Raw genomic sequence first — 10521 nt, 5'->3', positions numbered from 1 at the left:
GGCCGTAGCAGACCTCGAGGTCTGCCGGGCCGCTGCGCAAGGTCTCGCTGAGGAAGTAGTGGGCGCCGCGGCGCACGGCGAGGGTGTCGGTGCCGTTGCCGTCCCAGTCGCCGACGAGCACGGTGTCCGTGGGCCGTCCGAAGGTGACGACGACGCCGGCCGGGCCCGAGGAGAGGGAGTTGCGGATGTGGTACGTCGCCCCGCGGCGGACCGCGAGGGTGTCCTTGCCGTCGCCGTCCCAGTCGCCGACGAGAATCTCGTCACCAGGCCGGCCGTAGGTGACGACGACGTCCGCGGTGCCGCCGCGCAGGGAGTTCGAGACGTGGACGGCGTTCCCGCGGCGCACGGCGAGGGTGTCGGTGCCGTTGCCGTCCCAGTCGCCGACGAGCACCTCGTCACCGGGACGGCCGTAGGTGAAGACGTTGGTCGTCCGGGACAGCGCGTCGTCGGCGAGGTGGAACGTCGCACCCGCCGCCGCCGGGCGGGGTGCCGGAGCCGGCCGCGCCACTGCTGGGGCCAGGGCGGGGGACCCCGTCGCGGGCAGGACGCCGAGCGGCGCGGCGAGCGCGAGGGCCGTGGCCGTCGTCAGGGCAGCGCGAAGGAGGGGACGCATGCGGAGGCCTTTCTCTACCTGCGGAGGCGAGCGGTGGAGGGCCGCTCGAGCACGTGCGCACGGGCCGTTCCGAGCGCACGTGTGGTGAGAATGGCGCAGTCGACGGGTTTTGAAAAGGATTGTCCAAAAGGTGGGCGCCCGCGTCCGGGGAACGCAGGCGCCCGGAGGCTCAGGCCGAGGTCAGGCCGTGGCCTCGGTGAGGAACGTGCGGCAGCGCTCGGCCTCCTCGTCCTCCCCGATGGCCTCGGCGGCGTCGCCCAGCGCCTCGAGCGCGGCGAGGAAGCCCTGGTTCGGGACGTGGTCGGCGGGGATCGGCCCCTGGCCCCGCCACCCGGCGCGGCGCAGCGCGTCCAGGCCGCGGTGGTAGCCGGTGCGGGCGTAGGCGTAGGCGGCCACCGGGTCCTGCTCGGCGAGCGACTCACGGGCCAGCTCGGCCCAGGCCCAGCTCGCGGCGGGCAGGCGGGCGGCGACCGTGCGGACGTCCTCACCCTTCTCGACGGCGGCGCGGGCGGCGAGGTCGGGGTGGTCCTCGGGCAGGTAGGTCGGCTCGGGGCCGAGGAGGTTCTTGTGCATGTGGCCAGTGTCGCAGGTGGGCTGCCCGGAGTGCCCGGAGTGCCGGCTGCGGCGAGGTGGTGGGCAACGGTCCCGCGAGGAGATCGCGTCCGAGGTCTAGCAGGCCTGGAGGAGCCGCGGCAGGACTGTCCCGGCGAGGTAGTCGTCGTAGCCCTCGGGCCACGGCGGGACGTCGGTGCTCACCGGCACGGCGTGGACCGAGGCGCTGCAGCCCGGCGTGACGGCGTCGGCGACGAAGGCCCACGACGCCCCGGCGTACGTCCAGCCCTCGGCGCCGTCGATCTGCAACGGGCGCGGCTCGCGGCCTGCCAGGCCGCCGTCGCCCATGCGTTCCTCCCGCTGCAGGCGGAAGGTGAACCCCGCGCCGTCCGCCGACTCGTAGACGCCGCCCACCGCGGTGGGCGTGACCTTGGCGGCGTGGACGAACCTCAGGCCGGGCCAGGGGTCGTCCTCGCGCACCAGCGCGGCGTAGGGTGCCGCCTCGTCGGCTCCGAGGACGTCCCAGCCGTTGGCCTCGATGTCGGCGCTCGCCGTCGAGGTCGTGCGGAGACCCGCGCCGCCGTCGACGTCCGCGGTCGGGGCCGACTCGAGCACCTCGCCGGTGTCCAGGTCGACGACGACGTAGCTCAGGTCCGGCCAGCCCTCCTCGATCACTGGGCTGAACTCGTCGCTCTGCCCGCAGGTGGTCCGGTCCCACGTCGTCCAGCCACCCGACTGGGTGTCGACGACGGCGACCGGGGGGTGCTCCCGCATCCGCGGGTCAGGCCACTCCGACGGGTCGAGGGCTGCCTGCCCGCTCGTCGGGTCGGCGCTCCACCAGCTGTCGAAGCGTTCGACGGGCATGGGCTGCGGCTGTGCCGGGAGCTCGGCGCACAGCGCGTACCGCGCCGGCTCGGTGGGCACGACGGCGCTCGCGACCGTCGTCGGCGGCGGGTCGTCCGGCGCGCACCCGACGAGGGCGAGAGCGACGATCGCTGCTACGGCACTGCTCGACACCGGGCGCACAACGGCAGCGCTCCAGACCGCGGCCGCCACCGTGGGCGGTTTCCGGTCCTCGCAGACGCGAGCGCGGGTCATCGTGGCGACCGCGGGTACGGCGTCGCCCGCGCACGATCACCCGCACTCGAGGCGCGGCGGCGGTGGGAGGATCGGGCGATGCAGCCCGGGGAGAGCGTCACGCTGGTGCCGAGCCGGTTCGAGGAGTGGGGCCGGCGGTTCGCCGCAGTGGCCGCACGTCTCGAGGCGCTGGTACCGGAGGCGCACGTGGAGCACATGGGTTCCACCGCCGTGCCAGGTCTCCCGGCGAAGGACGTCGTCGACGTCCTCGTCGGTGTCGCCGCGCCCGACGTCGTGCCCACGGCCCGGCGGCTGGTCGCGGCGGGGTTCGACCTCGAGGGGCAGCGCGACCACCACTGCTGGCTCAGCTCCCCGAGCCGCGCCCGGCGGGAGGTGGTGGTCCACGTCGTCGAGCACGGCGGGCGCGCCTGGGACAGGCGGGTCGCCTTCCGCGACCTGCTGCGCGAGGACGCGGGGGCCCGCCGCGCCTACCTCGCCGTCAAGGAGCGCGCCGCCAGCTCCGCGCACGGGTGGGACGAGTACACGCAGGCGAAGGCCGGCGTCGTCGCCGACCTCCTCGCGTCTGATGGCAGCAGCGAGCGCGGGTGATGCTGCCGAGCGCGGGTGGGGCGCCACCCGCGCTCGGCAGTTTCACCCGCGCTCGCGCAGATCGGGGTCAGCCCTCGTGGGTGTCCTCGGTGCGACGCAGCACCTCGGTGAGGCGGTTCGCCGCGGAGACGACGGCCCCGGCGTGCAGCCGGCCCGGCTGGCGGCCCATCCGCTCGATCGGTCCGGAGACCGAGACGGCGGCGAGCACGCGCCCGGACGGGCCGCGCACCGGCGCCGAGACCGAGGCGACGCCCGGCTCGCGCTCGCCGACCGACTGCGCCCAGCCGCGCCGGCGGACGCCGGAGAGGACGGTCGCGGTGAAGGTCGCACCCTGCAGGCCGCGGTGGAGGCGGTCGGGCTCCTCCCAGGCGAGGAGCACCTGCGCCGCGGAGCCGGCGAGCATGGTGAGCGTTGCGCCCACCGGGATCGAGTCGCGCAGACCCATCTGCCGCTCGGCGGCGGCGACGCAGATGCGCTGGTCGCCCTGGCGCCGGTAGAGCTGTACCGACTCCCCGGTGTGGTCGCGGACCGCGGTGAGCACGGGGCCTGCGGCCGCGAGGAGACGGTCCTCGCCGGCGGCCGAGGCGAGCTCGTTCAGTCGCGGCCCGAGGATGAACCGGCCCTGCATGTCCCTCGCGACGAAGCGGTGGAACTCGAGGGCGACGGCCAGCCGATGGGCGGTGGGACGGGCCAGATGGGTGGCAGCGACGAGCTGCGCGAGTGTGGCGGGGCCTGCCTCGAGGGCTCCCAGAACCGTGGCGGCCTTGTCAAGGACGCCGACTCCGCTAGAGTTGTCCATGTGGCGATATTGGCATCTCAGTGGATGAGATGCAAGCCCAACCGGCCGACAAGGCCGTAGATCACGACGAGACGGACGCGGCTACCGCCGCACCGAGAGGTGGAACATGAGCGGCACCCTGGCGGAGAAGGTGTGGGACGCGCACGTCGTGCGCGAAGGCAGTGACGGGGCTCCCGACCTCCTCTACATCGACCTTCACCTCGTCCACGAGGTGACCAGCCCCCAGGCGTTCGAGGGCCTGCGGCTGGCGGGGCGTCAGGTGCGCCGACCGGACCTCACGATAGCGACCGAGGACCACAACACCCCGACGCTCGACATCGACCTGCCCATCGCGGACCGCACGAGCCGCACGCAGATCGAGACCCTGCGCCGCAACGCGGCGGAGTTCGGCGTCCGGATCCATTCCCTGGGCGACGCCGACCAGGGCATCGTCCACGTCGTCGGGCCGCAGCTCGGGCTGACGATGCCCGGCCTCACCGTCGTGTGCGGTGACTCCCACACGAGCACCCACGGCGCGTTCGGCGCGCTCGCCTTCGGCATCGGCACGAGCGAGGTCGAGCACGTCCTCGCGACCCAGACCCTGCCGCTCCAGCCGTTCAAGACGATGGCGATCAACGTCGACGGCACGCTGCCCGAGGGCACGACCGCCAAGGACATCATCCTCGCGATCATCGCCAAGATCGGCACCGGCGGCGGCCAGGGCTACGTCCTGGAGTACCGCGGCGAGGCCATCCGCTCCCTGTCGATGGAGGCGCGGATGACCATCTGCAACATGTCCATCGAGGCAGGCGCCCGCGCCGGCATGATCGCCCCCGACGAGACGACCTTCGCCTACCTCAAGGGCCGTCCCCACGCGCCCGAGGGTGCCGACTGGGACGCCGCCGTCGAGTACTGGCGGACCCTGCGCAGCGACGACGACGCCGTCTTCGACACCGAGGTCACCCTCGACGCGGCCGACCTCGAGCCCTTCGTCACGTGGGGCACCAACCCCGGCCAGGGCCTGCCGCTGTCCGCCAGCGTCCCCGACCCGGCCGCCATCGCCGACGAGGCGGACCGCGTCGCCGCCGAGCGCGCCCTGGAGTACATGGGCCTGCAGCCCGGCACCCCGCTGCGCGACATCCCCGTCGACACCGTCTTCATCGGCTCGTGCACGAACGGGCGGATCGAGGACCTGCGCGCCGTCGTCGACGTCATCAAGGGCCGCAGGAAGCACGACGACGTCCGCGTCCTCGTCGTCCCGGGCTCGGCCCGCGTCCGCCTCCAGGCCGAGGCCGAGGGGCTGGACAAGGTCTTCCTCGACTTCGGTGCCGAGTGGCGCAACGCCGGGTGCTCCATGTGCCTGGGCATGAACCCCGACCAGCTCAAGCCGGGGGAGCGGGCCGCTTCGACGTCCAACCGCAACTTCGAGGGCCGGCAGGGCAAGGGCGGGCGCACGCACCTCGTCTCCCCGCTCGTCGCCGCCGCGACCGCCATCCGGGGGACCCTGTCCTCGCCCGCCGACCTCGAGCCCGCCCGCGAGCTCGTCAACGCCTGAGAAACGCCGGAGTACATCACCATGGAGAAGTTCACCCAGCACACCGGCGTTGGCGTCCCCCTGCGCCGCAGCAACGTCGACACCGACCAGATCATCCCGGCGGTCTACCTCAAGCGCGTGACCCGCACCGGGTTCGAGGACGCCCTGTTCGCCGCGTGGCGCAACGACCCCGAGTTCGTCCTCAACCAGGACGCCTACCGCAGCGGCTCGGTGCTCGTCGCCGGCCCGGACTTCGGCACCGGCTCCTCCCGTGAGCACGCCGTGTGGGCGCTGAAGGACTACGGCTTCAAGGCCGTCCTCGCCTCCCGGTTCGCCGACATCTTCCGTGGCAACTCGGGCAAGCAGGGCCTCGTGGCCGGCGTGCTCGCCCAGGAGGACGTCGAGCAGATCTGGAAGGTCCTGGAGACCGAGCCGGGCACCGAGGTGACCGTCGACCTCGTCTCGCGCACCGTGACCTGCGGGTCGGTCGTCGCCCAGTTCGAGATCGACGACTACACCCGCTGGCGCCTCATGGAGGGCCTGGACGACATCGGCCTCACCCTCCAGCACGAGGAGGACATCACCGCCTTCGAGCAGGAGCGCGCCGCCTGGCGGCCGAGGACCCTCCCGGCCAAGCACCTGCCGCCGGTGGAGATCAAGGCCGCCCGCTCCGTCGAGGAGGGCGTCCCCGCCCACGAGCAGGCACCCCTCCGGTAACGAGACCCCACAGCGCCGGGAGCCGGGTCGTCACGCGGTGACGACCCGGCGCTCGTGCCTGTGCGAGTGGCTACGCCGGGCGTCCGACGGAACGGCGGCGGAGGGCCAGCACGAGCAGGCCGGCCGCCGTGACGCCGACCGCGACGAGCAGCGGGGGCACCACGAGCGACGGGGTCGTCGCGGCCAGGCGGAAGACCCCGACGCCGTACTCGAGCATGTCGGCGGGACTCCTCGCGAGGATCCGGCTGCCCACCGCGTTGGTCACACCGATGAGCAGCGCGGGGACCAGCCACAGCGCGAGCAGCGCCCCGAGAGCCGCGACCACGCGTCCGGCGGTGCGCAACCCGGTCCACGCGGCCGTGGCACCGATGAGGACCGCGCCCACGAGGTGGCGGACCCGCAGCCACACGTCCGTGGCCCACGCCGGGGCGTCGTGGAGCGGGCTGGCGAGGAACGTGTCGAGCCAGTGCGCGAGCAGCAGGGCGGCGACCGTGACGCCGATGAGCACGCCCGCGCGGGGTGCCCGGGCGATGAGGACCATGGCGCCGACGCCGACGGCCACCGCGAGGACCGACAGGGCGAGGAGGCCGACGAGGTACACGGTGGACTCGGTGCGGGGAGCCAGGCCCGCGTGCACGGTGACCGACGTCTGGGCCACGGCGCCGAGCTGGACGGCGAGCAGCCCCGCGGCCACGCTGCCGAGCCCCGAAGGGACGCGCCACCGGGCGAGTGCCCCGGCCGCTGCGCCTCCCACGACGAGGAGGGCGGCGACCTCGACGACCGCGTACTGGCTGAACGGGAGCAGTGTCAGCGGCATGTCCTCGGGGAGGGCGGACGTCGCCCAGAGGTTCTGCAGCGGCAGCCGCATGCCCGTGGCCAGCCACGGCAGCAGCCCGAGGACGGCGCCGGCGACCCCGGTCGCGACGCGCAGGCCCGCGGCCACAACGGCGGGCCTCGCGGAGCGGCGGGGAGCGGCGGCGGACGGGTGGACCTGCTCGTCGTCGATCATCGCGGCGACGATACCGAGGCGGGCCCGGCCCGCGGACGGTTTCGGTCGGTCGTCGATGACCGAGCTACGCCGGACGGGCGACCGAGCCGCGGCGGACGAGGGGACAGGGGACGAGCTGCTCCCCGGTCGGCTCCCCGCCGGCGAGCTCGGCGATGAGGGCCCGGGCCGCGAGGCGGCCCATCTCCCGGTGCGGCAGCGCCATCGTCGTGAGCCCCGGGGTGAGCTCGCTGGAGACGACGTAGAGGTCGTCGAAGCCGATGACCGACAGGTCCTGGGGGATCCGCACGCCCCGGGCGGCGGCCGCCCGGTAGACACCGATCGCCATCTGGTCGTTGAACGTGAAGACCGCCGTCGGCGGGTCGGGGGCGTCGAGCAGGACGGCGGCCGCCCGCTCACCACCCGCGGAGTCCGACCGCTCGCGCACGACGAGCCGCTCGTCGAGCTCCAGTCCGTGGGCCGCGAGGCGCGACTCGTAGCCGCGCTGCCGGCGGTCGACGGCGGGGCCGTCGTGCAGGTCGCGGACGAAGGCGATCCGCCGGTGCCCCAGGCGCACGAGCTCGTCGACCGCGTCCTCGGCGCCGGTCTGCTCGTCGGGAACGACGAACGTCGCCGTCCCGCTCACCGGGCGCGCGTCGAGCAGCACGGTGGGCAGCCCGTCGAGCACCTCGGGCAGTGTGACGGCGCGGTGGTACATCGTCGCGTAGAGCGCGCCCTCGACCTGCTGGCGGCGCAGCGCCCGCACGGCACGCTCCTCCAGCTGGGCGTCCCCGCCGGTGTTGACGAGCATGAGGAGGTAGCCCGCCTCCCACGCCGCCTCCTGCGCGCCCTGGATGAGCTCGCCGGCGTAGGGGGTGGTGGCGATGACGTCGCCGATGAACGCAAGGGTCCCCGAGCGCCGGGTGCGCAGCCCGCGGGCGAAGGAGTTGGGCACGTAGCCCAGCTCGGCCGCGGCGGCGCGCACCCGGTCGCGGGTGCTGCCCGCCACCCGTGCCCCGGCCGTGTCGTTGAGCACGACGGACACCGTCGACGGCGCCACCCCGGCGAGCTCGGCGACGTCGCGGATGCGTGGCCTCCTCGTCACCACCGACCTCCTTTCTCGCCCCGACCTAGGCGGGCCGGAGGACCTCGATGCTCCCGTCGTCACGGACGACCACCGGCATCGGGTTGCTGATGCGCCCGCCGAACGCGCCGTCGGCGTCGACGTTCTCCCACGCGAGGAGGAACCAGGCGCCGTCGTGCTCGACGAACCGTCCCGCGTACAGGCTCGCGTCGGGGTCGCCGAGGAGGAAGGGACCGTCGTCGAGGTGGAAGGGGCCGAGCGGTCCCGGGCCGGTGAGGATGTGGGTGCCGCCCTCGGCGGCGAAGCCGGGCCGGCCGCGTCGGGCGGCGCTGTGGTCGCCCGCGGTGAGGCAGAACGCGACGCGCCACGCCCCGCCGAGGTGGAGCAGCTGGGGGACCTCGAGGTGGAGGAACTCGCCGGGCTCGAAGACCGGGGGCAGCGCCTCCCAGGTGCGCAGGTCGTCGGAGACCGCGTGGCCGACGACGCCGCGCCCGTCGAGGGGGCCGTGGTTCGCGCGGGCGGTGAGGAGCATGTGGAAACGCCCGGTCGTCGGCTCGTGCCACACCCACGGGTCGCGCCACGCCTCCTCGCGGAAGCCGTCGTGGAGGCGCTCGTACCACCGCGGGTCCGCCTCGAGGACCACACCCTGCTTGGTCCAGGTGAGGAGGTCGGTGGAGGTCGCCAGGCCGATGCGTTGGACCGCGCCGTCCTCCGCCGTGGAGATGCCGGTGTAGAACATGTGCCACACGCCGTCGTGGCGCATGACGCTGCCGGTCCACGTCGCGAGGGAGTCGAAGTCCGCGCCCTCGCCGGGGCCGAGCGCGTCCGGCAGCACCGTCCAGCCGCGCAGGTCCCGGCTCACCGCGTGGCCGACGGTCGCGTTGCGGTGGCGCAGGTCGGGGTCGCCGAGCGACTTGGGGGCCTGGAGGTAGAAGACGTGGACGTCGGCGCCGTCGCGGGCCAACCAGAAGTCCCAGACCCAACGGTCGGGGAGGGCGAGTGACATCGGGAGTGCTGCTCCTTCTCCGTACGGACCGGCCGTGGGGGTCCCGCGCGGCCCTCGACGGGTGTGACCGTCGGCACCCTCCACCGCTGCCGAATCGATTCGGCAGCATCGTGGCAGCGGTCTTGCGGGGGTGTCAACCAGGGCGGGGACGCGGTTGCGTGCCGTCTTCACCGACCCTTCACGCATACTCCTGGCGTCCTCACATCGGCGGCCTATGCTGGGTTGTCGGGCCGCGTGGGTCCGACGTAGGTCGATGAGGTGGGTATGAGCGCAGTACTGCAGGTGACCGGCGGGACGCCGCTGAAGGGCGACATCACGGTCCGGGGGGCGAAGAACTTCGTCTCCAAGGCCATGGTCGCGGCGTTGCTGGGCGAGTCCGCGTCCGAGCTGGCGAACGTCCCCCAGATCAAGGACGTCGAGGTCGTCTCCGGCCTGCTCCGCCTGCACGGCGTCCAGGTCGACTACGACTACGACGCCGGGGTCATCCGGCTGGACCCGAGCGACGTCGAGACGGCGCACGTCGCCGACATCGACGCCCACGCCGGCTCCAGCCGCATCCCGATCCTCTTCTGCGGACCGCTGCTGCACCGTCTCGGCGAGGCCTTCATCCCCGACCTCGGCGGCTGCCGGATCGGGGACCGGCCCATCGACTACCACCTCGCGATCCTGCGCGAGTTCGGCGCCGTCGTCGACAAGCGGCCCCAGGGCATCCACATCACCGCCCCGCGCGGGCTCACCGGCGCCAAGGTCGCCCTGCCCTACCCGAGCGTGGGCGCCACCGAGCAGCTCCTGCTCACCGCCGTACGAGCCAAGGGCAAGACCGAGCTGAGCAACGCCGCCACCGAGCCGGAGATCATGGCGCTCATCGCCTTCCTCCAGCGCATGGGCGCGATCATCTCCGTCGACACCGACCGCGTCATCCGCATCGAGGGCGTCGACCGCCTCCACGGCGCCCGCTACACCGCGCTGGCGGACCGCATCGAGGCCGGCTCGTGGGCCTGCGCGGCGCTCGCCACCCGCGGCGACATCTTCGTCCGCGGCGCGGAGCAGCACGGGATGATGGCCTTCCTCAACACCTTCCGGAAGGTCGGCGGCGACTTCGAGGTGTGCGACGACGGCATCCGGTTCTGGCACTCCGGCGCCGACCTGTCCTCCATCGTCCTGGAGACCGACGTCCACCCCGGGTTCATGACCGACTGGCAGCAGCCGCTCGTCGTCGCGCTCACCCAGGCCAAGGGGCTGTCGATCGTCCACGAGACGGTCTACGAGAACCGCTTCGGGTTCACCGACGCGCTGCGTGGCATGGGCGCCCAGATCCAGGTCTACCGCGAGTGCCTCGGCGGCTCGCCGTGCCGCTTCGGGCACCGGAACTTCTACCACTCGGCCGTCGTCTCCGGCCCGACGCCGCTGACCGCCGCCGACATCGAGGTCCCGGACCTGCGGGGCGGGTTCTCCCACCTCATCGCGGCGCTCACCGCCGAGGGCACCTCGCGGGTGAGCGGGATCGACATCATCTACCGCGGCTACGAGAACTTCATGGGCAAGCTCCACGCCCTCGGCGCGGAC

At 73.6% G+C, this 10521-nt stretch carries 10 protein-coding genes and 1 pseudogene; 4 read left to right on the top strand and 7 right to left on the bottom strand.

Annotated features, from left to right (window positions below; translation table 11 throughout):
* The 3 genes and pseudogenes from FHE66_RS05810 to FHE66_RS05800 form a co-directional block, all read right to left on the bottom strand.
* Positions 1 to 613, bottom strand: a pseudogene (locus FHE66_RS05810) (hypothetical protein); the annotation flags it as partial.
* Between the two features lie 180 nt (positions 614 to 793).
* Positions 794 to 1186, bottom strand: coding sequence for a DUF3151 domain-containing protein (locus FHE66_RS05805; protein WP_139072030.1), 393 nt, complete (start codon positions 1184 to 1186; stop codon positions 794 to 796).
* A 96-nt stretch (positions 1187 to 1282) separates the two neighbouring features.
* Positions 1283 to 2182, bottom strand: coding sequence for a hypothetical protein (locus tag FHE66_RS05800; RefSeq protein ID WP_139072029.1), 900 nt, complete (start codon positions 2180 to 2182; stop codon positions 1283 to 1285).
* Positions 2183 to 2341: 159 nt separating this feature from the next.
* On the opposite strand from FHE66_RS05800, the gene FHE66_RS05795 reads away from it, so the two are divergent.
* Positions 2342 to 2851, top strand: coding sequence for a GrpB family protein (locus FHE66_RS05795; protein ID WP_139072028.1), 510 nt, complete (start codon positions 2342 to 2344; stop codon positions 2849 to 2851).
* Positions 2852 to 2918: 67 nt separating this feature from the next.
* On the opposite strand, the gene FHE66_RS05790 is transcribed toward FHE66_RS05795, so the two are convergent.
* Complete coding sequence (locus FHE66_RS05790; protein ID WP_139072027.1) at positions 2919 to 3650, bottom strand: IclR family transcriptional regulator; 732 nt, start codon at positions 3648 to 3650, stop codon at positions 2919 to 2921.
* 106 nt (positions 3651 to 3756) lie between these two features.
* Here FHE66_RS05790 and leuC point away from each other — a divergent pair, with 106 nt between their 5' ends.
* Complete coding sequence (gene leuC / locus FHE66_RS05785) at positions 3757 to 5184, top strand: 3-isopropylmalate dehydratase large subunit (RefSeq protein WP_139072026.1); 1428 nt, start codon at positions 3757 to 3759, stop codon at positions 5182 to 5184.
* Between the two features lie 21 nt (positions 5185 to 5205).
* On the top strand, positions 5206 to 5880 hold the full coding sequence (leuD, locus tag FHE66_RS05780; RefSeq protein ID WP_139072025.1) for a 3-isopropylmalate dehydratase small subunit: 675 nt from the start codon (positions 5206 to 5208) through the stop codon (positions 5878 to 5880).
* Positions 5881 to 5950: 70 nt separating this feature from the next.
* Here leuD and FHE66_RS05775 read toward each other — a convergent pair whose 3' ends face one another.
* From FHE66_RS05775 to FHE66_RS05765, 3 genes are all read right to left on the bottom strand, one after another.
* The gene (locus FHE66_RS05775) at positions 5951 to 6889 is read right to left on the bottom strand and encodes a hypothetical protein (RefSeq protein ID WP_139072024.1); all 939 of its coding nucleotides are present in this window, start codon (positions 6887 to 6889) and stop codon (positions 5951 to 5953) included.
* Positions 6890 to 6953: 64 nt separating this feature from the next.
* The gene (locus FHE66_RS05770; RefSeq protein ID WP_139072023.1) at positions 6954 to 7970 is read right to left on the bottom strand and encodes a LacI family DNA-binding transcriptional regulator; all 1017 of its coding nucleotides are present in this window, start codon (positions 7968 to 7970) and stop codon (positions 6954 to 6956) included.
* Positions 7971 to 7995: 25 nt separating this feature from the next.
* The gene (locus FHE66_RS05765) at positions 7996 to 8955 is read right to left on the bottom strand and encodes a glycosyl hydrolase family 32 (RefSeq protein WP_139072022.1); all 960 of its coding nucleotides are present in this window, start codon (positions 8953 to 8955) and stop codon (positions 7996 to 7998) included.
* Between the two features lie 264 nt (positions 8956 to 9219).
* Between FHE66_RS05765 and murA the strand changes: the two genes are divergently transcribed.
* Positions 9220 to 10521: UDP-N-acetylglucosamine 1-carboxyvinyltransferase (murA, locus tag FHE66_RS05760; protein ID WP_139072032.1), on the top strand; the 1302-nt coding region annotated here is incomplete at its 3' end.

Origin of the sequence: Georgenia sp. 311 (assembly GCF_006151955.1) — a bacterium.
Taxonomy (GTDB): Bacteria; Actinomycetota; Actinomycetes; order Actinomycetales; family Actinomycetaceae; genus Oceanitalea; species Oceanitalea wutianyii.
The sequence above is the reverse complement of the archived record's forward strand: the minus strand, read 5'-3'. Positions and strand labels throughout refer to the sequence as shown.